We start from the raw sequence: 26,310 nt of genomic DNA on the forward strand, positions 1-26,310 counted from the left end.
GAAGCAAATTAACGTCATGAATATTTGTAAGAAAAAAATCCAACAACTCATCATTGTTTAAAACAACTGAATATCATCCAAAGAAAATATAAAGTGTCAGTTTGCGACGCGAGCGGCATTTTAGGACAATATGCAGCGAGTTAACAGTACCAGTTAATCGGTCTGTACGCCGCGCAGAGTCGAGGTAAGCACCAGATGGCCGCAATACGAGAGCAAAGTGTTTGTTAATTCGGCAAATCCATACAAGCATGTAACAAAATAATACAAGCGTAACGCGTCGTTACGTATCAATAACCCAAAAATGGATAGTTGCATTTTTAATTCGGGGTATTTCAAGAATGAATTTCAGATAATTCTAAAGAATATTCTTAAATATAATGCGGTTATTTCTGAGAATAGAAAAATTGAAGACGTCAGAGGCTTATCCCGCCGACGTCATCAATTGAGGAAACTTAGTTACGGCTGAGAATACCACGACGGTACAGATTACGCCGTATACGCGTTAAACCTGGTTTTGGTTTACGCGGTTCGTCCAGACTTGCCAGTACAATCTCCAGCACGCGTTCTGCGACATCGCGATGGCGCTGTGCCACTGCCAGTACCGGGCACTGTAGGAAGTCGAGCAGTTCGTGATCGCCAAAAGTCGCAATCGCTAAATCAGACGGCAGTTGCCCATCACGACGCAGGGTCACATCCATCACGCCCTGCAACAGGGCAAACGACGTGGTAAACAACGCCTGAGGCATTGGGTGCGTTTCCAGCCATTTATCAAACAACTGCGCAGCTGCTTCCCGCTCATAGCTGTTGGCGTACAGGAAATGGACTTCACGCGGATCGTCCTTCCACGCGGTACGAAAACCCTGCTCGCGCAGGAAACTGACGGATAATTCAGGAAGCGCGCCCAGATAGAGGACGGTTTCAGCAGGGAATTTGCGTAACTCCTCTGCCAGCATTTCCGCATCATCCTGATCCGCACCCACAACGCTGGTAAAATGTTCGCGGTCCAGTGCACGGTCCAGCGCCACAATCGGGAATGAACTGTTTGCCCAGCGTTGGTAGAACGGATGCTCAGGCGGCAAAGAAGTCGACACAATAATGGCATCGACCTGGCGCTGTAAAAGATGCTCAATACAGCGCATTTCGTTATCCGGCTGATCTTCAGAGCAGGCAATCAATAGCTGATACCCACGCTGACGCGCCTGGCGTTCCAGATAGTTTGCGATCCGGGTATAGCTTGTGTTCTCAAGATCCGGGATCACCAGCCCGATAGAACGTGTGCGTCCAGCACGCAGCCCGGCCGCCACGGCATTCGGGTGGTAATTATGCTCACGCACCACCGCCATGACTTTTTCAACCGTTTTGTCGCTTACGCGATATTGCTTTGCTTTGCCATTAATAACGTAGCTTGCAGTCGTTCGCGAAACGCCGGCCAACCGAGCGATTTCATCCAGTTTCACAATTGCCCCTTGCGTAAAATGTACAAACCATAACCTTTTAGATGGCATGGGTTAAACTTCTTAACATCTAAGCGCAGAATAATGACTGCGGCAACCGCTTTTGTCTCTGGTTACTGCTGATTTCGCAAAAAAAAACGCAGCAGGTAGCATCAGCGCAAACGGGTACGTTACATGTAGGCCGGATAAGACGTTTATGCCGCTATCCGGCATGACCTCCACGATGAGGTCTGATATCGCTGTGCTTACCAGGCCTACGGTTGACGATTAGCGCATAATTTTATCGCCACGGGAGAGTCCCACCACACCGGAACGAGCAACTTCCACAATTTTGGCGACTTCACGTAGGGTTGCCAGAAACGCATCCAGCTTGTCGCTGGTGCCCGCCAGTTGTACTGTGTAGATAGACGGCGTCACGTCGATGATTTGCCCGCGGAAAATCTCCGTGTTGCGTTTCACCTCCTCCCGGCCATAACCGCTGGCCTGGATTTTCACCAGCATGATTTCTCGTTCAACGTGGGCACCCTGCCCCAGCTCGCTAACGCGCAGAACATCCACCAGTTTGTGGAGCTGCTTTTCGATCTGCTCAAGGACTTTCTCGTCCCCTACCGTCTGAATCGTCATCCGCGATAAGGTCGGGTCATCGGTCGGCGCGACGGTCAGGCTTTCAATGTTGTAACCACGCTGGGCGAAGAGGCCAATCACCCGCGATAATGCACCCGACTCGTTTTCCAGCAATACTGATAATATCCGGCGCATAATCAGGTCCTCTCCGTTTTGCTTAGCCACATTTCATCCATCCCACCCCCACGAATCTGCATCGGGTAGACATGCTCACTGCCGTCGACGGTGACGTCGACAAACACCAGGCGATGGTTACGCACATGCTCCAGCGCTTCACCCAGCTTGCTCTCCAGTTCATCTGGATGATTAATCTGGATACCGATATGCCCATAAGCCTCAGCAAGGCGCACAAAATCGGGCAGCGACTGCATGTAAGACTGGGAGTGACGCCCGGAGTAGATCATGTCCTGCCATTGTTTGACCATGCCGAGATAACGGTTGTTAAGGTTGAGCACCAGCACCGGCAGTTCATACTGCAGCGCCGTCGACAGCTCCTGGATATTCATCTGAATGCTGCCATCCCCGGTGACGCACACTACCGTTTCATCCGGCAACGCCATTTTCACCCCTAACGCCGCGGGTAAACCGAATCCCATCGTGCCGAGGCCGCCTGAGTTAATCCAGCGACGCGGTTTATCGAACGGATAATAAAGTGCGGCAAACATCTGATGCTGGCCAACGTCAGAGGTCACATACGCCTCCCCTTTCGTCAGACGCCAGATGGCTTCAATCACCGCCTGCGGCTTAATGCTTTCGCTTTGCGTGTCATATTTCAGACACTGACGGGCGCGCCAGTGCTCAATCTGTTGCCACCAGTCACGGTTATCATCCAGTGGCTGCTGTGATTTCTCCTGCTCCAGCAGTTCGAGCATTTGATCCAGCACCAGACGGGCATCACCCACAATCGGAATATCCGCAGTAACGGTTTTAGAAATAGAGGTCGGATCGATGTCGATATGCAGCACGGTCGCATTCGGACAATATTTTGCCAGGTTATTCGTCGTTCGATCGTCAAAGCGAACGCCGACAGCAAAGATCACATCGGAATGATGCATGGTCATATTCGCTTCGTAGGTACCGTGCATCCCTAACATACCCAGCGCCTGACGATGCGTGGCCGGAAACGCGCCCAACCCCATTAGCGAGGAGACAACCGGCAGATTCAGCGCTTCAGCAATCTGAGCTAACTGCTCATGGCAAGCAGCATTGACCGCTCCACCGCCCACATAGACAACCGGTTTCTTCGCCGCGACCAGCGTCTGTAGCGCCCGTTTGATCTGTCCCTTATGTCCCGTCGTCGTCGGATTATACGAGCGCATACTCACCGAGTCCGGCCAGCTATAAGGCAGTTTCTTCGCCGGATTCAGAATATCCTTCGGCAAATCCACCACCACCGGTCCTGGGCGACCGCTTGCTGCCAGCCAGAAGGCTTTTTTCAGCACCTGTGGGATATCTTCCGTTTGTTTGACCAGGAAGCTGTGTTTTACCACCGGGCGGGATATACCTACCATGTCGCACTCCTGGAAGGCATCGTAGCCAATCAGCGACGTTGCGACCTGTCCGGAGAGGATCACCAGCGGAATGGAATCCATGTAAGCCGTTGCGATTCCGGTAATCGCGTTGGTCGCCCCCGGTCCGGAGGTAACTAATACAACACCCACTTCTCCCGTGGCGCGCGCAAGGCCATCAGCCATATGTACCGCAGCTTGTTCATGGCGAACCAGCACATGATCAATACCGCCGACCGTATGCAGCGCATCATAAATATCGAGAACGGCCCCCCCGGGATAACCGAATACCTGCTTCACACCCTGATCGATGAGCGATCGGACGACCATCTCGGCTCCAGACAACATCTCCATGGCTTGCCTCACTCTTATAATGAATTACGGTTTAACAACACATTAACCGCTGACGATGACGCATGGCAATTGACTCCGAAGGGGTGGCACTGGAGTAAATAAGAATAAAAAGGAGGAAAGACGCGAATAAACGGAGAATTAAACCAGCATAAGCAATCAGTATGATAAAAAATCGCTTAAAAATGGGAGCTTACAGCAATTACTCTATTTTTTGACACTTTTGGACAGACGTAAAAAATAGAGTTCAGCATAAAATTTTAGTTATAAACTTAAAAGCAGAATAAACAGGATGTACCGCCCGGTTTACTCTGCCAAATGCTACTGCTTACAAACGGAGACTAACAGCTCTTCCATCCATTGATGCCCTTTATCCCGGCCTGCGGCTTCATGCCATGAAAGATAGCATGTGCGGCTGTTCAATTTTAACGGTAAAGGCAAGATCTGTAGTTCTAAAGAATCGGCAAATTCTTCTGCTAACCAACGTGGCGCAATAGAAACCAAATGCGTCTGCGACACAATATTAAGAACGCTAATTAATGCCATGCCCTGATAAGCCACGCAGGATTGTTTATCCGGTGTGTCATACCACGGTTGGCTGAATGATGCGAAGCGATCAAGTGACACCACCGCATGCTGTTCATTATAGACATCACTTTCCAGTAAAGGGCCGCTAATGCGCGGATGCTTTTTACTTGCCACTAACACCATTTCGTCATTGAATAACGGAATACTAGTAAATTCAGGACGTCGGAACTCTTCATAGCTAATAACGAATTCAGTTTCCTGGTAACGTAATTGATGCTCTGTATTTTGATTGAGTGAAGATTTAAATACGACATGAATGTTTGGTGCAACTTGCTCAACCCGATTATAAATCAATGACGTCAGGATATTATCCAATGGGCTGCACACGCAAAGATTGAATACGCGTTCGCTGCTGGCTGGTTCAAAGCCCGATCCAGGCAGTTCATTTTGCACTAATTGCAATGCCTGGCGAACAGAACCAAATAGCTGGAAGGCTCTTGCTGTCGGCTGGATACCGCGTCCATAACGAACAAAAAGCTCATCATTAAACATCACTTTCAGGCGCGCAACCGCATTACTGACAGCGGGTTGCGACATCCCCAAAGTATGCGCGGCACGGGTAATGTTTTGTTCTTGCATCACCGCATCAAAGACGGTTAATAAATTAAGATCAACCATGCGAAGCTGTGGCTTCCCCATATCTATAATATTTGTTTTATCTATTATTTTTACTTCTGGCATATTTAACTCCACTGTCACTCTAAACTCCCTTTTCCCAGACGGAGTGAAGAAATAATCTCCGTTAATATGATTTACCATACATATAAGATGAGAAAAAGAAAAAACATTAAAATTAGGAAAACATAAAGGCACAAACCTAAATGAACAAAAGACCAATGCGAGCGCAGTGTGGCAGGTGTCACTGCACGGTGATTCATATGTTTAAATTTCAAAAACAATATAACCATAAGCGCGGCGAATACACAATCATACATACAGTGAATGTATATTTAAGTTTTAATTAAATGTTTATATTATTAATACATTAAAAGTTAACATTAATTTATCAATTATGTGGTATCACACCGTTCCAACCCATTCATAGTCACTATAAAAACAAATAAATCATGAGGATAAAAAATCCCAGAGGCGGAGTTTTCTCCAGTTCGCCGTTACAATAAATGCAAATAATTATGCTCAAATATGTCAAACCATGAAAAACATGTACAACCATCAACTGATTAATTTTATGTACCCCAAAAAATTCAGCACAATTCGCTTAAGTTTTGCCGAAACTTCCCCCCTCAAGTGAGGCATTTGCTAGGGTGAGGGTTGACATCAGTCTTCATATCCAGTACCACTAAAAGCATATCGCATTCGCCTGGAGCTTAATTGATGACTTACATTGCTCGTTTCAACGGTCTACTACTACTAAACGCATCTTCATTGCGCGGTAGACTGGTGGACGACATTCAGCATTAAGTCAGCTCCAGTTAAGACAAAAACCCGCGCCGTTGCGCGGGTTTTTTTATGCTCGAAGCAAGGCGCCCTAAGAAACCAAGGACCTAAACCATGAGCCAGCAAGTCATTATTTTCGATACCACCTTACGCGATGGTGAACAGGCGTTACAGGCAAGCCTGAGTGTGAAAGAAAAACTGCAGATTGCGCTGGCCCTTGAGCGTATGGGCGTTGACGTGATGGAAGTAGGTTTCCCCGTTTCTTCACCGGGCGACTTTGAGTCAGTTCAGACCATTGCTCGTCAGGTTAAAAACAGCCGCGTTTGCGCCTTAGCCCGCTGCGTAGAAAAAGATATCGACGTCGCTGCAGAATCGCTGAAAGTCGCTGAAGCTTTCCGTATTCATACGTTTATCGCCACCTCGCCGATGCACATCGCGACGAAATTACGCAGTACGCTGGATGAGGTCATTGAGCGCGCGATCTACATGGTTAAGCGTGCGCGTAATTATACCGATGACGTGGAGTTCTCCTGCGAAGATGCAGGCCGTACCCCTATCGCCGATCTGGCTCGCGTGGTTGAAGCTGCCATTAACGCGGGTGCTAAAACCATTAACATCCCTGATACCGTCGGTTACACCATGCCTTTCGAATTTGGGGCAATCATTTCTGGCTTGTATGAACGCGTACCAAATATCGATAAAGCCATCATCTCCGTACACACCCATGATGATTTAGGTTTGGGCGTCGGCAACGCGCTGGCAGCCGTTCACGCCGGAGCGCGTCAGGTGGAAGGCGCGATGAACGGTATCGGCGAACGCGCCGGTAACTGCTCACTGGAAGAAGTGATCATGGCGATCAAGGTGCGTAAAGATATCCTGAATGTACAGACCCGCATCAATCACCAGGAGATCTGGCGTACCAGTCAGTTAGTCAGCCAAATCTGCAACATGCCTATTCCGGCAAACAAAGCCATTGTCGGTAGCGGCGCCTTTGCCCACTCCTCCGGCATCCATCAGGACGGCGTACTGAAAAACCGTGAAAACTACGAAATCATGACGCCTGAATCCATTGGTCTGAACCAGGTACAGCTGAACCTGACCTCCCGTTCCGGACGCGCCGCGGTGAAACACCGTATGGACGAGATGGGATATAAAGAAAATGAATACAGCCTGGACAACCTGTATGACGCATTCCTGAAACTGGCGGATAAAAAAGGTCAGGTATTTGATTACGACCTGGAAGCGCTGGCCTTCATTAATAAACAGCAGGAAGAGCCAGAGCATTTCCGTCTGGATTACTTCAGCGTGCAGTCCGGCTCAAACGACATCGCCACCGCCTCCGTCAAGCTGGCCTGCGGTGAAGAAGTTAAAGCCGAAGCGGCGAACGGTAACGGTCCAGTCGATGCTATTTATCAGGCTATCAACCGTGTAACTGAGTACAACATCGAACTGGTGAAATACAGCCTGACCGCCAAAGGGCACGGTAAAGATGCTCTGGGTCAGGTGGATATCGTTGCCAACTATAACGGTCGTCGTTTCCACGGCGTCGGTCTGGCGACAGATATCGTCGAATCTTCTGCTAAAGCGATGGTGCATGTGCTGAACAACATCTGGCGCGCCGAAGAAGTCGAAAAAGAATTGCAACGCAAAGCTCAGAACAACGAGAACAACAAGGAAACCGTGTGATGTCGAAGAATTATCATATTGCTGTTTTGCCGGGTGACGGTATTGGCCCGGAAGTGATGGCGCAAGCCCTGAAGGTACTGGACGCAATCCGCAACCGTTTTAACATGCGCATTACCACCAGCCACTACGACGTGGGTGGTGCCGCGATCGATAACCACGGTCAGCCGCTGCCACCTGCAACGGTTGAAGGCTGTGAACAAGCTGACGCCATTCTGTTTGGCTCCGTTGGCGGCCCGAAATGGGAAAACCTGCCGCCAAACCAGCAGCCAGAGCGTGGCGCGCTGCTGCCATTGCGTAAGCACTTCAAATTATTCAGCAATCTGCGCCCAGCTAAGCTCTACCAGGGGCTGGAAGCGTTTTGCCCTCTGCGCGCAGATATTGCCGCGAACGGTTTCGACATCCTGTGCGTACGCGAACTGACTGGCGGGATTTACTTCGGTCAACCAAAAGGCCGCGAAGGCAGCGGACAACATGAAAAAGCCTTTGATACCGAGGTTTATCACCGTTTCGAGATCGAACGTATTGCACGTATCGCGTTTGAATCCGCTCGCAAACGTCGCCGTAAAGTTACGTCGATTGATAAAGCTAACGTACTGCAAACGTCTATTCTGTGGCGCGAAATCGTCAATGAAATTGCTAATGAATACCCAGACGTTGAACTGGCGCATATGTACATCGACAACGCGACAATGCAGTTGATTAAAGATCCATCCCAATTCGACGTGTTGCTGTGCTCTAACCTGTTTGGTGACATTCTGTCCGATGAGTGCGCCATGATCACCGGTTCGATGGGCATGTTACCGTCCGCCAGCCTGAATGAGCAGGGTTTTGGTTTGTACGAGCCTGCTGGCGGTTCAGCTCCGGACATCGCCGGGAAAAACATTGCCAACCCTATCGCCCAGATCCTGTCGCTGGCGCTGTTGCTGCGCTACAGCCTGGATGCCAATGATGCGGCAACCGCAATTGAGAGCGCCATCAACCGCGCATTAGAAGAAGGCATTCGCACCGGTGACTTAGCCCGTGGCGCTGCCGCAGTCAGTACCGATGAAATGGGCGACATCATTGCCCGTTACGTCGCAGAAGGGGTGTAATCATGGCCAAAACGTTGTACGAAAAATTGTTTGATGCGCACGTCGTCTTTGAGGTGCAAAACGAAACCCCACTGTTGTACATCGACAGGCATCTGGTGCATGAAGTGACCTCTCCGCAGGCGTTTGATGGACTGCGCGCGCATGGCCGTCAGGTACGCCAGCCAGGTAAAACCTTTGCCACCATGGATCACAACGTCTCTACCCAGACCAAAGACATCAACGCGTCGGGTGAGATGGCGCGCATACAGATGCAGGAGCTGATTAAGAACTGTAACGAATTTGGCGTCGAGCTGTACGACCTGAACCATCCGTATCAGGGTATCGTTCACGTGATGGGGCCAGAACAAGGCGTGACGTTGCCGGGTATGACCATCGTCTGCGGCGATTCCCACACCGCTACACACGGCGCGTTCGGCGCACTGGCGTTTGGCATTGGCACCTCTGAAGTTGAACACGTTCTGGCGACGCAGACCCTGAAACAGGGGCGCGCCAAAACCATGAAGATTGAAGTCAACGGTAAAGCAGCCCCTGGCATTACCGCCAAAGATATTGTGCTGGCTATTATCGGTAAAACCGGTAGCGCAGGCGGTACCGGACACGTGGTTGAGTTTTGTGGCGAAGCCATCCGTGCATTGAGCATGGAAGGCCGGATGACCCTGTGCAATATGGCCATTGAAATGGGCGCCAAAGCGGGTCTGGTCGCACCGGATGAAACGACATTTAACTATGTTCAGGGTCGTTTACACGCACCGAAGGGCGAGGATTTTGACCACGCGGTTACATACTGGAAAACCCTGAAAACCGACGACAACGCGACGTTTGATACCGTCGTTACCCTGCAGGCAGAAGAGATCGCTCCGCAGGTCACCTGGGGAACAAACCCGGGTCAGGTCATCTCGGTGAACGATAATATTCCCGACCCGGCGTCATTTGCCGATCCCGTTGAGCGTGCATCAGCTGAAAAAGCGCTGGCGTATATGGGGCTGAAACCGGGTATTCCGTTAACGGAAGTGACTATCGATAAAGTGTTCATCGGTTCCTGCACCAACTCGCGTATTGAAGATTTACGCGCCGCGGCAGAAATCGCCAAAGGGCGCAAAGTTGCGCCGGGTGTGCAGGCACTGGTGGTGCCGGGCTCTGGTCCGGTGAAAGCGCAGGCGGAAGCAGAAGGTCTGGATAAGATCTTTATCGAAGCCGGTTTTGAATGGCGTTTACCGGGCTGTTCCATGTGCCTGGCGATGAACAATGACCGCCTGAACCCAGGCGAACGCTGTGCATCCACCAGCAACCGTAATTTTGAAGGTCGTCAGGGCCGCGGTGGTCGCACGCATTTAGTCAGCCCGGCCATGGCCGCCGCTGCCGCCGTAACCGGTCATTTTGCCGACATTCGCAGCATCAAATAAGGAAACTACCATGGCAGAGAAATTTACCCAGCATACCGGCCTGGTTGTCCCACTGGATGCCGCCAACGTTGATACCGACGCAATTATCCCTAAACAGTTTTTGCAGAAGGTTACGCGCACCGGTTTTGGCGCCCATCTGTTTAACGACTGGCGTTTCCTGGACGAAAAGGGCCAACAGCCGAATCCTGAGTTCGTTTTAAACTTCCCGGAATATAAAGGGGCATCAATTCTGCTCGCACGGGAAAACTTTGGCTGCGGCTCTTCACGCGAACATGCGCCGTGGGCACTGACCGATTACGGCTTTAAAGTTGTTATCGCACCAAGCTTCGCCGACATCTTCTACGGCAACAGTTTCAATAACCAACTGTTGCCGGTGACCCTGAGCGACGCGCAGGTAGATGAAATGTTCGCGCTGGTGAAAGCCAATCCGGGCATTAAATTTGAAGTGGATCTGGAAGCGCAGGTGGTGAAAGCAGGCGATAAGTCCTACAGCTTTAAAATTGACGACTTCCGCCGTCACTGCATGCTGAACGGTCTGGACAGCATCGGGCTGACGCTGCAGCATGAAGCGGCCATCACCGAGTACGAAGACAAGCAGCCAGCGTTTATGCAGTAATCTCTTCCGCTGGTCACCGCACTGTGGCCAGCCCTTTCTCTTCGCCTAAAGCGTATCGCCGTAATAGATTTGGTAGCCAAGATTGACGCTGCCCGGCGCATCTTTCCCGTTCAAACGCTTAATCAGAATATCCGCCGCCGTTTTGCCAATCTCAAAGCGTGGCGTAATCACGCTGGCGATTTTTTGCAGCCGCGCACGGCCAATTTCCAGCCCGTGGAAACCGGCAATCGCCATTTTTCCCGGCACATCGTACTGCTGTGCCTGACACTCCAGCAGCGCGCCAACCGCCAGGTCATCGTTGGTACAGAAAATAGCGTCAATATCCGGCTTTTCCCCTATCGCCTGCTGGAACATCTTGCGTCCCAGCGCCACCGACGAAATAGTTTTTGGCGCCAGGTGGTACGCTTCCAGTCCCTGCGCCGCCAGCGCTTTCTCGGTGCCGCGAAAACGGCTGAGGTCTCGGGGGTCATCCATCGAACCAAAGAAAGCAATGCTGCGTTTACCGCTGTCAATAAAAGCCTGCGTCATTTCAAACGCGGCTTTTTCGTTATCAAACCCAACCTGTATATCAAGATACTGGCCGCTAATATCCATCAGTTCCGCCACCGGTACGCCGCTGGCGCGCACGTACTGGATCATCCGCTCGGTATGCAGCTTTCCCGTGAGGATCAGGCCGTCGATATTGTAAGAGAGCAAGTTCAGCACCTCACGTTCTTCACGCTCGGCATCATATTCGTAGTTGGCGATCAGCGTCTGGTACTGGCAGGCCGAGGTGACGGATTCAATCCCAGCCAGCACGTCGGCAAAGATCTGATTACGAAACGAGGGGATCAGCACACCAATGGTTTTGCTGCGTGCGTTGAGCAGAATTTCCGGGGCGCGGTTGGGGATGTAGTTGTTCTCTTCCATCACTTTCGAAATCAATTCGCGGCTGCGTTGCGACACCTGATTCGGGTCACGCAGATAACGGCTGACCGTCATCTTATTCAGCCCGGCCAGATTAGCGATATCCTGTAATGTCATCCGATTGTTTTTCATGAGGTTCTCTACGACCAACAGCCCATTTTGCTCGCAGAGAACCTTATCACAGCCGGTTAGCGACTGCACTCCTCGCTCAACCTTAACGCGTAGCCATCTCAGCCGACGGCGACGTGGTTTCATTTTGCGCACGAACGCAGTACATCAGCACCACCGACGCCAGCAGAGCAATCGCCATGAAGGTGTAGGAGACGCCCGGCCCGCCGGTCACGCCGTTGAGGTAACCCACCAGCCACGCGCCGAGGAATGCCCCTAACGCGCCAAAACTGTTGATCATCCCCATCGACACGCCGGAGACGTTGCGTGGCAGCAGTTCGGGGATCAGCGCAAAGAACGGCCCGTAAGGCGCATACATACAGGCGGCGGCCACAACCAGCAGCGCGTAGGAGAGCCAGAAGGACTGGTTGCCCAACAGCCACGAGGCAAAGAACGCGATAGCGGCAATCAACAGCAGCGGCCAGATAAACAGTTTACGGTTCTGGAACTTATCGGACAGCCAGGAGACGGTCAGCATCAGGCAAATCGCCGCCAGATACGGCACCGCTGCCAGCCAGCCCACCGCCACGATGTCCATCTGAGCTGCATTTTTGAGGATTGACGGCATCCACATCATGAAGCCATACACCCCGATGCTCCACAGCGCATGCACCGCGCAAAGCATAATGACGCTGCGTGAACGCATCGCTTCACCGTAGTTACGCATCGGTTTGATGTCGCGCTGCTCGCGATCCATCGCCTGCTGTAATGCCTGTTTCTCCTGCTCGCTCAACCAGCCCGCATCCGCCGGTTTGTCGCGTACCAGAATCACCCAGCAGAACGCCCAGATCACCGCCGGGATACCTTCGATAATAAACATTTCGCGCCAGCCCCAGGCTTCAATCAGGTAGCCGGAGACTATCGACATCCACAGCACTGTGACCGGGTTGCCGAGAATTAAAAAGGTGTTGGCGCGCGAGCGTTCAGTTTTGGTAAACCAGTTGCTGATATAAATCAGCATCGCGGGCATCACCGCCGCTTCGACGATGCCGAGAATAAAGCGGATCGCCATCAGCGTTGGGATATTGCTGACAAAGCCGGTCGCCGCGGCACAAAGTCCCCAAAGGATCAGGCTGTAAAAAATCATTTTGCGCACGCTATGCTTAACGGCGTACATCGCGCCCGGCACCTGGAAAAAGAAGTAGCCCAGGAAGAATAACGCGCCAATTAACGATGCAGTTCCCTGAGTAATCCCCAAGTCATGTTCAATACCCGCGGCAGCGGCAAAGCCGTAATTGGCGCGGTCAAGATAAGCTAAGCTGTAGGTAATAAAAATAATCGGCATTAAATACCACCAGCGACGTGCTGGCAGTTTTGCGAGCATATTCATACTCACTCCTTGGATTATTGTTTTCGCTGGCAAGCCACGACTGCGGCCCATTATTTATCAGACCGCGGCGAGCATGCCGCCGTCCACAAACAGAAGATGCCCATTCACAAAGTCAGAAGCGGGCGCGGCAAGATAAACCGCCGCGCCGATCAGCTCCTCCGGGTTACCCCAGCGAGCGGCGGGCGTGCGCTGGAACAGCCAGGCGGAGAATGCTTCATCGTTGACCAGCGCGGTGGTCATGTCGGTGGCGAAATAGCCGGGAGCAATGCCGTTGACCTGAATATTGTATTCCGCCAGTTCCACGCACATGCCACGGGTTAACATTTTGACCGCGCCTTTTGACGCCGCGTATGGGGTAATGGTTTTACGACCTAATTCGCTTTGCATTGAGCAGATATTAATAATCTTCCCGCGGCGGCGTTGCACCATGTAGCGGGAAACCTGCTGCGACACCAGAAAGACCGATTTCTGGTTTACATCAATCACTTTGTCCCATTCAGCCTCCGGGAATTCGGTGAAGGGATAACGACGCTGAATTCCGGCGTTGTTAATTAAAATATCAATGGCCCCAACTTCCTTTTCGATTTGCGCGATGGCGCGCGCCACCTCTTCCCCGTTGGTGACATCAAATCCATAGCCAACGGCGCGATAGCCTTCAGCCACCAGTTTGTCCGCCGCCGCCTGAGCACGCTGCTGGGTAATATCGTTAATCACAATCTCAGCACCGTGCGCCGCCAGACCGTTGGCCAGCAGGTTACCAATGCCCTGGGCGGAACCGGTAATCAGCGCGCGTTTACCGGTCAGGTCGAATAGGTTTTTCATAAAAAACTCCTTTTTTAATAACTGTTACGCGTAACTGTATACGCGTAACAGTAGAAAAAAGAAGATCCAGGAAGAGGAAAATGATCGTTATGTGATCAACATTACATTTACGTGCAAGATGAAAAAAAGAGGGATAGACCTGATAAGCGTAACGCGATCAGGCCGTAAGGAGAGGTTACCGGATGGCGGCGTAAACGCCTTATCCGGCCTACAAAAACGACAAAAGCGAATACGAAATGTCGTCCGGTCGAGCACAGCGACGCCGGGATTGCACCGGACTAAACATCCTTCACCCGCCCGGTCATCCACAGCGTCACCACCGAAATCACCGCAATTACCCAATAGACGGCATAGTGACCGTAGCTTTGCGCAACTGCCCCCTGAATCACCCCTGCCAGAATGACTCCCGTTGAAATACTGTTGGTAAATAATGTGGTCGCTGATCCCGCACGTCCGGGCATCAGATCCTGAAACCACAGCATGCCTATCCCGGCGATAATACCGATAAATACCGCGTTAAACAGTTGCAGCACCAGCAGCGCCGTACGGCTGTGAAAGAAGATCAAACCAAGATAAAACAGCACGCCTGCCGCGACGGCCGCGATCATCATTCGCCGTTTGCCAAAGCGCTTCACGTAATAGCCCGCAAGAATCATCGCCGGAATTTCCAGTCCAGCTGCCGTCCCCATTAGAATCCCGGCCAGCTTGTCCGGCAAGCCCAGTTCGAGGCTTATCCACAGCGGCATATCGATGATGTACATGGTGTTGCAGGTCCACATCAGCGTGGAGGCAATAAACAACATACGCACATTTTTGTCCTGCCAACCGCCGGTCTGTTCCAGCGGCACATCTACAGGCTGCTCCACCCGGGCAACTGACGGCAGTATCAGCGCAATCAGCACCAGGCTAATGGCAAAAATCCCTGCGGCAATGGAAAACATCGCCGTAAAGCCGTAATTCAGCGCCAGCATAAAAGCCAGCGGTGGGCCAATTACCCAGGCCAGTGAAAGCTGCGCACGCATCACCGAGCTAAACATCACCACTTCACGCGCGGAGTTATCAGCATATTCCCGCGCCAGCGCAAACAGCTGCGGCATGGCGGTGTTCGCCAGCGAGGCCAGCAGCACACCGCAGGTGATCAGCGTAAGATAGTGACGATTAAAGGCAAACAGCAACGCATTGCCAATTGCCATCAGGCAGCAGAACATGATCAACTTACGTCGATCGCCCTGGCTGTCAGATCGTTTCGCAAGGCCAAGGCTGACGACGATCCCGACAATCGCATTGACGGTGTAAAACAGCCCGACCCAAAATGGCTGCGCCCCGACTTCACGGCTCAGGAACAGACTCAGCGTGGGTGCCTGCAATGCCCCCGCCACGCCCATCATAAAAGCGACCAGCATAAATGCCGCGTAAACGCCGTTGAGGCGCCGTCCCATGGTCATAATCCAGAGCATATCTTTCCTTTTAAGCGCAGCTGAAACGAAAAAAGCCAGCAGATAATACCTGCTGGCGCGGCGATTAACACCAATACTCAGTCACACATGATGTCTGCAATTTCCAATTCAGGAGTCAGATGTCATCTCCCACTGCATCAGCTCTTCGAGCATCTTTAAGCGCTGCGGGGCACTCGGGCAAGCCAACCAGGACGATTTTTCTGTCGCGGTAAAGTACTTCAACCAGAACTGACGCATAGATGACCCCTTCGTTGTCTCATCGCTTCATCGGAATCTATTATTGGCTTAATATAGGGATTATAAAATTGCTGAGTTTTCCGCAGGAGTTCCCCTTTTATGTCTTCTGGTCGTTTGCAACAACAGTTCATCCGTCTGTGGCAATGCTGTGACGGCAAGACGCAAGACACGACGCTCAACGAGCTGGCGGATCTACTGAGCTGCTCGCGTCGCCATATGCGTACGCTGCTTAATACCATGCAGGATCGTGGCTGGTTGACGTGGGAAGCTGAAGTTGGACGAGGTAAACGCTCGCGACTGACATTCCTCTATACCGGGCTGGCGCTCCAGCAGCAGCGCGCGGAAGACCTACTGGAACAGGATCGTATCGATCAACTGGTGCAGCTTGTCGGTGACAAAACGGCCGTCCGGCAAATGCTGGTCTCCCACCTTGGCCGCAGCTTTCGCCAGGGTCGGCATATCATGCGCGTTCTCTATTATCGCCCGATGCACAACCTGCTCCCCGGTACGGCATTACGCCGCTCCGAAACCCATATCGCCCGCCAAATCTTCAGTGCCTTAATTCGGGTAAATGAGGAAAATGGGGAACTGGAAGCGGACATTGCCCATCACTGGCAGCAAATTTCACCTTTGCATTGGCGATTCTTCCTGCGCCCGGGGATCCATTTTCATCATGGCCGCGAGCTGGAAATGGAAGATGTTATCGCCTCGCTGAGGCGCATTAACACCCTGCCACTGTACTCACACATCACGCAAATAGTTTCTCCCACGGCCTGGACGCTGGATATCCATCTGGCCCAGCCAGACCGCTGGCTTCCCTGGCTATTGGGGCAGGTCCCGGCCATGATCCTGCCGCGAGAATGGGAAACGCTAAACAACTTTTCCAGCCACCCGATTGGTACCGGTCCGTATGCGGTAATGCGCAACACCAATAACCAACTGAAAATTCATGCATTTGATGATTACTTTGGCTACCGGGCGCTAATCGACGAAGTTAATGTTTGGGTATTACCCGATATCGGAGAAGAGCCTGGCGGCGGGTTGACGCTAAAAGGTCCCACAGAGGATGAAAAGGCGATCGAAAGCCGCCTCGAAGAAGGCTGCTACTACCTGCTGTTTGATGCGCGTAGCCACCGTGGCGCTAATCAGGAGGTACGCGAGTGGGCAAGCCGCGTTCTCTCGCCAACGAATTTAATCTGCCACGCCGACGAACAGTACCAGCGACTGTGGTTTCCCGCCTACGGTTTGCTTCCCCGCTGGCATCACGCCAAACCTGGCCATGGTGAAAAACCCGCCGGGCTGGAAACGCTGACGATCACCTACTATCGCGATCATATCGAACACCGGATTATCGCGCAGATCATGAAAACGTTGCTGGCGCAGCATCAGGTACAGTTGAATATTCAGGAGATCGACTACGATCAATGGCATGCAGGTGAAATCGTCAGCGATATCTGGCTCAACAGCGCCAACTTTACCCTCCCGCTGGACTTCTCACTGTTCGCCCATTTGTGCGAAGTCCCTTTGCTGCAAAACTGTATCTCGCGGGACTGGGAAAACGATGCGGCTCGCTGGCGAACGGGCGAAATGAGCCTGGCAGCATGGTGCCAACAGTTGCTCGCCACAAAGGCCATTGTGCCATTAATCCACCACTGGCTGATCATTCAGGGACAGCGCAGTATGCGCGGGCTGCGCATGAATACCCTCGGCTGGTTTGATTTTAAATCGGCGTGGTTTGCGCCGCCGGATCCATAAGAGCCAGCTCTTAATTGCTGCCCGGCAACAAAATCACTACACTAACGCCGTTCTCAACGGGGTGCTATGCAATATGCTGGCTGAGAGATACCCGTCGAACCTGATCCGGATAATGCCGGCGAAGGGATTTGAGGCTTATCTCAAGTCCTTTGCCACCCAACTCTTGAGGTGCAAAGTGTTTAAAAAATGTCTTCCGCTTTTACTGCTGTGCGCAGCGCCTGCCTTCGCTAAACCTGTACTGACCGTCTATACCTACGACTCGTTCGCAGCTGACTGGGGCCCGGGCCCGACAATCAAAAAAGCCTTTGAAGCTGACTGCAACTGCGAGCTAAAACTGGTCGCGCTGGAAGATGGCGTCTCGCTGCTTAACCGCTTGCGCATGGAAGGAAAAAACAGCAAAGCCGACGTCGTGCTGGGTCTGGATAACAACCTTCTGGAAGCCGCCACACAAACCAAACTGTTTGCCAAAAGTGGTGTTGCAAACGACGCCGTTAACGTACCCGGCGGCTGGAAAAACGATACCTTCGTTCCGTTTGACTACGGCTATTTCGCCTTCGTTTATGATAAGAACAAGCTGAAGAATCCGCCCAAAAGCCTGAAAGAACTGGTAGAGAGCGACCAAAAATGGCGCGTCATTTATCAGGATCCGCGCACCAGCACGCCTGGATTGGGTCTGCTGCTATGGATGCAGAAAGTCTATGGCGATAAAGCGCCAGAGGCGTGGCAGAAACTGGCAGCCAAAACCGTCACCGTCACCAAGGGCTGGAGCGAAGCCTACGGCCTGTTCCTGAAAGGTGAAAGCGATCTGGTGCTCAGCTACACCACCTCTCCGGCCTATCACATCATCGCCGATAAAAAAGACAACTACGCCGCAGCCGACTTTAGCGAAGGCCACTATTTGCAGGTGGAAGTCGCCGCCCGTACTGCGGCCAGCAAGCAGCCGGAACTGGCCGAGAAATTCCTGAAGTTTATGGTGTCCCCGGCATTCCAGAATGCGATTCCGACCGGCAACTGGATGTATCCCGTGACGCAAGTCGCCCTGCCGCCAGGATTCGAGCAACTGAATAAACCGGCCACCGCGCTGGAATTTACGCCGCAGCAGGTTGCGGCTCAACGTCAGGCATGGATTAGCGAATGGCAACGCGCCGTCAGCCGTTAATCCCCGGCTGGTTGGTTCCAGGGCTTACCGCCGCCACGCTGATGGTGGCCGTTGCCCTGGCCGCATTTCTGGCACTGTGGTTTAACGCCCCGCAGGGAGAGTGGCTCTTGCTGTGGCAAGACGACTACCTGTGGCACGTGGTGCGCTTTTCTTTCTGGCAGGCTTTTTTATCCGCTGTGCTGTCGGTTGTCCCGGCGATTTTCCTCGCCAGAGCGCTCTATCGTCGTCGTTTTCCAGGACGTCTGGCGCTACTGCGTCTGTGCGCGATGACGTTAATCCTGCCGGTGCTGGTCGCGGTATTCGGTATTCTTAGCGTCTACGGCCGCCAGGGTTGGCTGGCTTCGCTCTGGCATACATTCGGACTGGAGTGGACGTTTTCGCCATACGGTTTGCAGGGCATTCTGCTGGCGCATGTCTTTTTCAATCTACCGATGGCCAGCCGCCTGCTGTTACAGTCGCTGGAGAATATTCCCGGCGAACAGCGGCAGTTAGCCGCTCAGTTGGGTATGCGTGGCTGGCATTTCTTCCGTTTTGTTGAATGGCCGTGGCTGCGTCGTCAGATCCTGCCCGTCGCGGCACTCATCTTTATGCTGTGCTTCGCCAGCTTCGCCACCGTTCTGTCGCTCGGCGGCGGGCCACAGGCCACCACCATCGAGCTGGCTATCTACCAGGCGCTGAATTTTGATTACGATCCTGCCCGCGCAGCCATGCTGGCGTTGATCCAGATGGTTTGTTGTTTGGCGCTGGTACTCCTCAGTCAACGTCTGAGCCGGGCGATTGCTCCCGGCGCTACCCTGGTACAAGGCTGGCGCGATCCCGACGATCGCCTGCACAGCCGACTGAGTGACGCAATCCTGATTATTCTTGCCCTGTTGCTGTTACTGCCGCCGTTGCTGGCGGTGATTATCGATGGCTTAAACCGCCATGTTCTGGATGTACTGATGCAGCCAGTGCTGTGGCAGGCGCTGGGAACCTCGCTGCGCATCGCATTAGCAGCAGGAGCGTTATGCGTCGTACTCACCATGATGCTGTTATGGAGCAGTCGTGAACTTCGTGCCCGACAGCAACTGCTGGCAGGTCAGATGCTGGAGTTGAGCGGCATGATGATCCTCGCCATGCCGGGCATCGTGTTAGCTACCGGCTTCTTTCTGCTGCTCAATAACACCATTGGGCTTCCCGAATCTGCCGACGGTATTGTTATTTTTACCAATGCGTTGATGGCGATCCCTTACGCGCTGAAAGTGCTGGAAAACCCAATGCGTGACGTCACTGCGCGCTACAGTATGTTGTGCCAGTCGTTGGGCATTGAGGGATGGTCGCGTCTGAAAGTGGTTGAACTGCGCGCCCTGAAGCGCCCGTTGGCGCAGGCGATGGCGTTTGCCTGCGTCCTGTCGATTGGCGATTTTGGCGTAGTGGCGTTATTTGGTAATGAGGATTTCCGTACCCTGCCATTTTATTTATATCAGCAGATTGGCTCTTATCGCAGTCAGGATGGCGCGGTTACGGCGTTATTACTGCTGATCCTGTGCTTTACGCTGTTTACCGTTATTGAGAAATTGCCGGGTCGAAATGTTAAAACTGATTGATATCACATGGCTTTATCACCATCTGCCCATGCGCTTTACGCTGTCAGTCGCGCGCGGCGAGCAGGTTGCAGTGCTCGGCCCCAGCGGCGCCGGGAAAAGTACGCTTTTGAATCTGATTGCCGGCTTCCTCACGCCCGCCAGCGGTACCATGATGATTGAAGGTGAAGATCACACCGCCACGCCGCCCTCACGCCGACCCGTTTCCATGCTGTTTCAGGAAAATAACCTGTTCAGCCACCTGAGCGTGCAGCAAAATATTGGCCTGGGCCTGAATCCGGGATTGAAGCTGAACACATCGCAGCGGGAGAAAATGCACCACATCGCTCAACAAATGGGACTCGACTCACTGCTGGAGCGACTCCCCGGCGAGCTTTCCGGCGGGCAGAGACAGCGCGTGGCGCTGGCGCGTTGCCTGGTGCGGGAACAACCTATTTTACTGCTTGATGAACCATTCTCTGCGCTCGATCCTGCGCTGCGCCAGGAGATGCTAACGCTGGTCGCCGAGGTCTGTCGCGAGAAGCAGTTGACGTTACTGATGGTTTCTCACAGCGTAGAAGATGCGGCGCGAATTGCGTCCCGCTCGATTGTTGTCGCCGATGGGCGCATCGCGTGGCAGGGCAAAACGGACGATCTGTTAAGCGGCAACGCTAGCGCCTCGGCGCTATTGGGCATTAAAGCATAATGCGTTGCCGGATGACGGCGTGAACGCCTTATCCGGCCTGCAGGTCGCACATTTTGTAGGCCGGATAAGGCAAAGCCGCCATCCGGCAAAGGTGTCGTCAGTAACCCACCACTTTGCGCAGAATATCGATATACACCGGCATCAGCGGATGGCGCAGTAACGCCACCAGCGCGACCACGCCGATCCCGAGCGTTAACGGCGCCAGATACAGCAAACGGCTGCGGGGGAAATACGCCGTTAAGCGATCAACAGCCGCTTTGCCACTGCGCCACAGCCGCCAGCAAAACCACCCGCCCACCCAGAGCAACACCGCCGTCGCCAGCAGCAACCATTTAAAATCCCCGCTCTGCATATCAGAAGGGATATCAATTGCCGCTCCCGCCAGGATCCCCGGCAGGAAGTAGAACGGTGGCCACAGCACGCAGCCAATAATATTCGGGACGATAAATTTAGCGACAGGCAGATCCAGCATGCCTGCTACCATCGGCACCAGCGGGCGCGTCGGTCCGACAAAACGCCCCACCAGAATAGTAAACATGCTGTGCTGATGCAGGGCGTGCTCGGTTTTATCCAGCAACGCCTTGTTCTTTTTCATGAACGACCAACGGTGCAATGGCTTTTTAAAGCGCCAGCCCAACCAGAAGGAGATCCAGTCCCCCAACAGACAGCCGACGATGCCCGCAAGCCAGGCATGCCAGAAGTTCAGTTCGCCGCTGCCAATCAGCGCGCCCAACCCCGCCATCATCACGGTCCCGGGCAGAATCAGACCAACCAGCGCCAGCGACTCCAAAAAAGCCACCAGAAGTACGGCGATCAGAGAGTACAGGGCGGACTGGAGAATAAAGTGTTCCAGCAATGCTTGCATAATGTGTCCGTCAAATTTACGAAGCAGGGATTTTGATAACCCCTCTCAACTTCGTCAAGCCATCAATTGTCTGAATAGATTGCGAGTTATGACAACTTTCAGGATACATCATTCACTTTTTATTCACATCCTGCACGAAACTCGCTCGGACTGGCACCGGTACATTTTTTGAAAACACGAGAGAAATAGAGCTGATCGTCAAAGCCAACATTGCGACCTACGGTGGCGATAGGCATACGTGTGGTACTCAGCAGTAGCTTCGCCTGGCTGATGCGCTGGTCCTCGCGCCAGCTTAATACGCTGATCCCCAACTGCTGACGGAACAGATGCGACAAACGGGAAGGCGACAGGCAGACGTGCTGCGCGACGCTGGCGATATCAAAATTGCTGTCCGCCAGGTGATCGCTGATGTACTGGCAGGCATCGCGGACGCGGTTGTCCATGGGCGGGTGTAGCGATTCATTGATGGCTTCCATACGTCGGAGCAACAACTGCTCCAGTAAATTAATCGCCAGCAGTTCGGAATAGCGGCCTTCTCCCTGCCCGGCGTTAATTATTTGCCCAAACAGCTCGTTAAAATGCGGCTGATGTGCTTCATCCGGGCGGAAAAAACCGGTCTGGCCAAAAATGGCCGGCCAGGTCAGCCACTCCTGCCAGTAGGCGCGCGGGCGAAAGTAAACCCACTGGTGATACCACTCGCTGGCATCAGGATGGCGCCCGTAGTGGTGAATTTCTCCAGGTGGAAACAACAGAATATCGCCAGGCCGGCAGACAAACTGCTTGCCCTGATTATTGATAACCCCTTCGCCACGGATGGTGAGATTGAGGATATAACCCTTCATACCCAGCGGCCTGTCGATAAAAAAATCCAGGTATCCGTTCGCCTCGATGGGGGTTAATCCGGCCACCAAATGCGCGTTAAACGAATAACCTGGCAACAGGGGATCGTTTTGCGTTTCAGCCATAATTTCAATACTCCCTACGTCCTGCCAAGAAACAATTTGTCCATATTACGCCAGACATCATCGCTGTCGCCCCTGCGGGCCGCTGTATTTGCGGCAATGGACCACCAACCCCGCTTGTGAAAAGCTCTTTGTAAAAAACATGTACTACGCCAACGTCAAAATCGGCTAACAAAAGTGTCTATAACTACGGCAGAAATGTCCACATTGATTATTTGCACAGCGTCACACTTTGTGATGCCACAGCATTTTAGTCCATAAGATTAGCGGATCCTGCCTGACGGTTTTTATCGCTACTCACTACTGTTTATCCATACCCGTATTTTTGGATGGAGTAAGACGATGGCGATTGCAATTGGCCTCGATTTTGGTAGTGATTCAGTACGCGCTTTGGCGGTGGAATGTGCCACCGGCGAAGAGATCGCCACCAGCGTTGAGTGGTACCCACGTTGGCAGGAAGGGCAGTATTGCGATGGCCCAAACAACCAGTTTCGCCATCATCCGCGCGACTACATTGAATCCATGGAAGCGGCGCTGAAAACCGTACTGACCGAACTGAGCGCTGAGCAGCGCGCGGAAGTGGTCGGTATTGGCGTTGACAGTACCGGCTCAACCCCGGCCCCCATCGATGCAGACGGTAATGTACTGGCGCTGCGTCCGGAGTTCGCGGAAAACCCGAATGCGATGTTTGTCCTGTGGAAAGATCACACCTCAGTAGAAGAAGCCGAAGAAATCACCCGCCTGTGCCATACACCGGGCAAGATCGATTACTCCCGCTATATCGGCGGCATTTATTCCAGCGAATGGTTCTGGGCCAAAATCCTGCATGTAACTCGTCAGGACCACGCAGTTGCCGAAGCTGCGGTTTCGTGGATTGAGCTATGCGACTGGGTTCCGGCCCTGCTCTCCAACACCGTACGCCCACAGGATATTCGTCGCGGTCGCTGCAGCGCCGGGCATAAATCTCTGTGGCATGAAAGCTGGGGTGGTCTGCCGCCAGCCAGTTTCTTTGACGAACTCGACCCCATCCTCAACCGCCATCTGCAATACCCAATGTTTACCGATACCTTCACCGCGGATCTGCCGGTTGGCACCCTATGCGCCGAGTGGGCACAGCGTCTGGGACTACCGGAAAGTGTGGTGATTGCAGGCGGTGCTTTTGACTGTCATATGGGCGCGGTCGGCGCAGGTGCACAGCCTAACACGCTGGTGAAAGTCATCGGCACGTCAACCTGCGACATTCTGATTGCCGATAAGCAAAGCGTTGGCGAGCGTGCGGTGAAAGGCATTTGCGGCCAGGTTGATGGCAGCGTGGTGCCGAATTTTATTGGCCTCGAAGCTGGTCAGTCTGCATTCGGTGATATCTATGCCTGGTTTAGCCGCGTGCTGAGCTGGCCGCTGGAACAGCTTGCCGTACAGCATCCGGAACTGCAGACCCAGATTAAAGCCAGTCAAAAACAGCTGCTGCCTGCACTCACCGAAGCATGGGCGAAAAATCCATCACTGGAGCATCTGCCGGTCGTGCTCGACTGGTTCAACGGTCGCCGTACGCCCAATGCCAACCAGCGTTTGAAAGGGGTGATTACCGATCTGAACCTGGCAACCGACGCGCCAGCGCTGTTCGGTGGTCTGATTGCCGCCACCGCCTTTGGCGCGCGCGCCATTATGGAATGCTTCACCGAACAAGGCATTGCGGTTAACAACGTGATGGCGCTTGGCGGTATCGCGCGCAAGAACCCGGTCATCATGCAGGCCTGCTGTGACGTGCTGAACCGTCCGCTACAGATTGTCGCTTCAGACCAGTGCTGCGCACTCGGTGCGGCTATCTTCGCCGCCGTTGCCGCGAAAGTACACGCCGATATCCCTGCCGCTCAACAGCAGATGGCAAGCGCCGTGGAAAACACGCTGCAACCTCGCCCAGAGCAGGCTCAACGTTTTGAACAGCTTTACCGCCGCTATCAGCAGTGGGCAGTAAGCGCTGAACAGCAATACCTTCCGACTGCCGCTCCGGCGCAACAAGCCCCGGTAGACCTGGCAACCCTGACACATTAAGGACACGACAATGACGATTTTTGATAACTATGAAGTGTGGTTTGTGATTGGTAGCCAGCATCTGTATGGCCCTGAAACCCTGCGTCAGGTAACCCAACATGCCGAGCACGTCGTTAACGCACTGAATACTGAAGCCAAACTGCCCTGCAAGCTGGTATTAAAGCCGCTAGGCACTTCCCCTGATGAGATTACCGCTATCTGTCGTGACGCGAATTACGACGATCGCTGTGCAGGGATGGTGGTCTGGCTGCATACCTTCTCACCGGCAAAAATGTGGATTAACGGCCTGACTATTCTCAACAAGCCGCTGATGCAGTTCCACACCCAGTTCAACGCCGCCCTGCCGTGGGACAGCATTGATATGGACTTTATGAACCTGAACCAGACTGCGCACGGCGGTCGTGAGTTCGGCTTCATCGGCGCGCGTATGCGTCAGCAGCATGCCGTGGTCACCGGTCACTGGCAGGATAAACAAGCGCACGAACGCATTGGCTCCTGGATGCGCCAGGCCGTGTCCAAACAGGATACCCGCCACCTTAAAGTCTGCCGTTTTGGCGACAACATGCGTGAAGTTGCGGTCACCGATGGCGATAAAGTCGCTGCGCAGATCAAGTTCGGCTTCTCGGTAAACACCTGGGCCGTGGGCGATCTGGTGCAGGTAGTGAACGCAATTAGCGACGGCGAAATCAACGCGCTGATCGATGAGTACGAAAGCACCTACACCATGACTGCGGCGACGCAAGTCCACGGTGAAAAACGTCAGAACGTCCTGGAAGCGGCCCGTATTGAACTGGGGATGAAGCGCTTCCTGGAACAGGGCGGATTCCACGCCTTCACTACCACATTTGAAGATTTACACGGCCTGAAACAGCTCCCTGGTCTGGCCGTACAGCGTCTGATGCAGCAAGGCTACGGCTTTGCGGGCGAAGGCGACTGGAAAACCGCCGCTCTGCTTCGCATCATGAAGGTGATGTCAACCGGTCTGCAGGGCGGCACCTCATTTATGGAGGATTACACCTACCACTTCGAGAAAGGCAACGATCTGGTGCTCGGCTCGCACATGCTGGAAGTGTGCCCGTCCATCGCGGTGGAAGAGAAACCGATCCTCGACGTACAGCACCTCGGCATTGGTGGTAAAGACGATCCTGCCCGTCTGATCTTCAACACCAAAACCGGCCCGGCAGTGGTTGCCAGCCTGATCGATCTCGGCGATCGCTATCGCCTGCTGGTTAACTGCATCGACACGGTACAAACGCCGCACTCCCTGCCAAAACTGCCTGTCGCTAACGCGCTGTGGAAAGCTCAACCGGATCTGCCAACCGCTTCTGAAGCCTGGATCCTGGCCGGTGGCGCGCACCACACCGTGTTCAGCCACGCGCTGGATCTGAACGATATGCGCCAGTTTGCTGAAATGCACGATATCGAGATCGCGGTGATCGATAACGATACCCGCCTGCCGGCCTTTAAGGACGCGCTGCGCTGGAACGAAGTGTATTACGGCTTCAAACGTTAACAACTGCCGGATGACGGCGTAAACACCTCATCCGGCCTACAAGAATGTGCGATTTGTAGGCCGGATAAGCGTAGCGCCATCCGGCAAGATTCATCGG

The 26,310-nt window shown here is 53.2% G+C and carries 22 protein-coding genes and 1 riboswitch; of the genes, 11 read left to right on the forward strand and 11 right to left on the reverse strand.

The annotated features are described in order from the left end of the window. Positions 1-452: 452 nt before the first annotated feature. From cra to leuO, 4 genes are all read right to left on the reverse strand, one after another. On the reverse strand, positions 453-1,457 hold the full coding sequence (cra, locus tag OGY06_RS21395; RefSeq protein ID WP_003018794.1) for a catabolite repressor/activator: 1,005 nt from the start codon (positions 1,455-1,457) through the stop codon (positions 453-455). 264 nt (positions 1,458-1,721) lie between these two features. After that, the gene (gene ilvN, locus OGY06_RS21400; protein WP_003829566.1) at positions 1,722-2,213 is read right to left on the reverse strand and encodes an acetolactate synthase small subunit; all 492 of its coding nucleotides are present in this window, start codon (positions 2,211-2,213) and stop codon (positions 1,722-1,724) included. Between the two features lie 2 nt (positions 2,214-2,215). Further along, positions 2,216-3,940: an acetolactate synthase 3 large subunit gene (ilvI, locus tag OGY06_RS21405; RefSeq protein ID WP_003829567.1), complete on the reverse strand. Its 1,725-nt coding sequence runs from the start codon at positions 3,938-3,940 to the stop codon at positions 2,216-2,218. Between the two features lie 318 nt (positions 3,941-4,258). Continuing rightward, positions 4,259-5,206: a transcriptional regulator LeuO gene (leuO, locus tag OGY06_RS21410; protein ID WP_020996231.1), complete on the reverse strand. Its 948-nt coding sequence runs from the start codon at positions 5,204-5,206 to the stop codon at positions 4,259-4,261. Between the two features lie 654 nt (positions 5,207-5,860). On the opposite strand from leuO, the gene leuL reads away from it, so the two are divergent. From leuL to leuD, 5 genes are all read left to right on the forward strand, one after another. Further along, the gene (leuL, locus tag OGY06_RS21415; protein ID WP_048998978.1) at positions 5,861-5,947 is read left to right on the forward strand and encodes a leu operon leader peptide; all 87 of its coding nucleotides are present in this window, start codon (positions 5,861-5,863) and stop codon (positions 5,945-5,947) included. Positions 5,948-6,037: 90 nt separating this feature from the next. Continuing rightward, on the forward strand, positions 6,038-7,609 hold the full coding sequence (gene leuA / locus OGY06_RS21420) for a 2-isopropylmalate synthase (protein ID WP_197385292.1): 1,572 nt from the start codon (positions 6,038-6,040) through the stop codon (positions 7,607-7,609). Further along, entirely contained in the window at positions 7,609-8,700 is a 1,092-nt protein-coding gene (gene leuB, locus OGY06_RS21425) for a 3-isopropylmalate dehydrogenase (protein WP_003829570.1), read from the forward strand. Before leuA ends, leuB begins: the two co-directional genes overlap by 1 nt. Before the next feature lie 2 nt (positions 8,701-8,702). Next, positions 8,703-10,103: a 3-isopropylmalate dehydratase large subunit gene (gene leuC, locus OGY06_RS21430; protein WP_286605930.1), complete on the forward strand. Its 1,401-nt coding sequence runs from the start codon at positions 8,703-8,705 to the stop codon at positions 10,101-10,103. Between the two features lie 10 nt (positions 10,104-10,113). Further along, positions 10,114-10,719: a 3-isopropylmalate dehydratase small subunit gene (leuD, locus tag OGY06_RS21435; RefSeq protein ID WP_003829572.1), complete on the forward strand. Its 606-nt coding sequence runs from the start codon at positions 10,114-10,116 to the stop codon at positions 10,717-10,719. Between the two features lie 45 nt (positions 10,720-10,764). On the opposite strand, the gene idnR is transcribed toward leuD, so the two are convergent. The 5 genes from idnR to sgrT form a co-directional block, all read right to left on the reverse strand. Then, positions 10,765-11,757 (reverse strand): DNA-binding transcriptional regulator IdnR, encoded by a 993-nt coding sequence (gene idnR, locus OGY06_RS21440; RefSeq protein ID WP_286605931.1) that lies wholly within the window; start codon positions 11,755-11,757, stop codon positions 10,765-10,767. A gap of 82 nt (positions 11,758-11,839) precedes the next feature. Further along, entirely contained in the window at positions 11,840-13,123 is a 1,284-nt protein-coding gene (locus OGY06_RS21445) for an MFS transporter (RefSeq protein ID WP_003829574.1), read from the reverse strand. 57 nt (positions 13,124-13,180) lie between these two features. Continuing rightward, positions 13,181-13,945 carry a gluconate 5-dehydrogenase gene (gene idnO, locus OGY06_RS21450; RefSeq protein ID WP_003829575.1) on the reverse strand — a complete coding sequence of 255 codons (765 nt, stop codon included), beginning with the start codon at positions 13,943-13,945 and terminating at the stop codon, positions 13,181-13,183. 278 nt (positions 13,946-14,223) lie between these two features. Further along, positions 14,224-15,402 (reverse strand): sugar efflux transporter, encoded by a 1,179-nt coding sequence (locus tag OGY06_RS21455; RefSeq protein WP_003829576.1) that lies wholly within the window; start codon positions 15,400-15,402, stop codon positions 14,224-14,226. 108 nt (positions 15,403-15,510) lie between these two features. Further along, on the reverse strand, positions 15,511-15,639 hold the full coding sequence (gene sgrT / locus OGY06_RS21460) for a glucose uptake inhibitor SgrT (RefSeq protein WP_003829577.1): 129 nt from the start codon (positions 15,637-15,639) through the stop codon (positions 15,511-15,513). A 99-nt stretch (positions 15,640-15,738) separates the two neighbouring features. On the opposite strand from sgrT, the gene sgrR reads away from it, so the two are divergent. The 4 genes from sgrR to thiQ all read left to right on the forward strand — a co-directional run bounded on the left by sgrR (position 15,739) and on the right by thiQ (position 20,821). Further along, positions 15,739-17,394, forward strand: coding sequence for an HTH-type transcriptional regulator SgrR (gene sgrR / locus OGY06_RS21465; protein WP_148362453.1), 1,656 nt, complete (start codon positions 15,739-15,741; stop codon positions 17,392-17,394). A gap of 47 nt (positions 17,395-17,441) precedes the next feature. Beyond that, positions 17,442-17,539, forward strand: a riboswitch (TPP riboswitch). A gap of 30 nt (positions 17,540-17,569) precedes the next feature. Then, positions 17,570-18,553, forward strand: coding sequence for a thiamine ABC transporter substrate binding subunit (gene thiB / locus OGY06_RS21470; RefSeq protein WP_008786184.1), 984 nt, complete (start codon positions 17,570-17,572; stop codon positions 18,551-18,553). Continuing rightward, positions 18,529-20,139 carry a thiamine/thiamine pyrophosphate ABC transporter permease ThiP gene (thiP, locus tag OGY06_RS21475; RefSeq protein ID WP_286605932.1) on the forward strand — a complete coding sequence of 537 codons (1,611 nt, stop codon included), beginning with the start codon at positions 18,529-18,531 and terminating at the stop codon, positions 20,137-20,139. The genes thiB and thiP overlap by 25 nt, the downstream gene beginning before the upstream one ends. Continuing rightward, a complete protein-coding gene (gene thiQ, locus OGY06_RS21480; protein WP_286605933.1) occupies positions 20,123-20,821 on the forward strand; it encodes a thiamine ABC transporter ATP-binding protein ThiQ in 699 nt (232 codons plus the stop codon). The genes thiP and thiQ overlap by 17 nt, the downstream gene beginning before the upstream one ends. A gap of 97 nt (positions 20,822-20,918) precedes the next feature. On the opposite strand, the gene OGY06_RS21485 is transcribed toward thiQ, so the two are convergent. Together OGY06_RS21485 and araC are read right to left on the reverse strand one after the other, a co-directional pair. Beyond that, a complete protein-coding gene (locus tag OGY06_RS21485) occupies positions 20,919-21,686 on the reverse strand; it encodes a DedA family protein (RefSeq protein ID WP_003829584.1) in 768 nt (255 codons plus the stop codon). A 119-nt stretch (positions 21,687-21,805) separates the two neighbouring features. Then, positions 21,806-22,651 carry an arabinose operon transcriptional regulator AraC gene (gene araC / locus OGY06_RS21490; protein ID WP_003829586.1) on the reverse strand — a complete coding sequence of 282 codons (846 nt, stop codon included), beginning with the start codon at positions 22,649-22,651 and terminating at the stop codon, positions 21,806-21,808. Positions 22,652-22,990: 339 nt separating this feature from the next. Between araC and araB the strand changes: the two genes are divergently transcribed. Further along, positions 22,991-24,700, forward strand: coding sequence for a ribulokinase (gene araB, locus OGY06_RS21495; RefSeq protein WP_148362457.1), 1,710 nt, complete (start codon positions 22,991-22,993; stop codon positions 24,698-24,700). A 10-nt stretch (positions 24,701-24,710) separates the two neighbouring features. Beyond that, positions 24,711-26,213: an L-arabinose isomerase gene (gene araA, locus OGY06_RS21500; protein ID WP_003829590.1), complete on the forward strand. Its 1,503-nt coding sequence runs from the start codon at positions 24,711-24,713 to the stop codon at positions 26,211-26,213. Positions 26,214-26,310 lie beyond the last annotated feature (97 nt).

The sequence above is a fragment of the Citrobacter sp. Cpo147 genome (assembly GCF_030332405.1).
Taxonomy (GTDB): domain Bacteria; phylum Pseudomonadota; class Gammaproteobacteria; order Enterobacterales; family Enterobacteriaceae; genus Citrobacter; species Citrobacter portucalensis.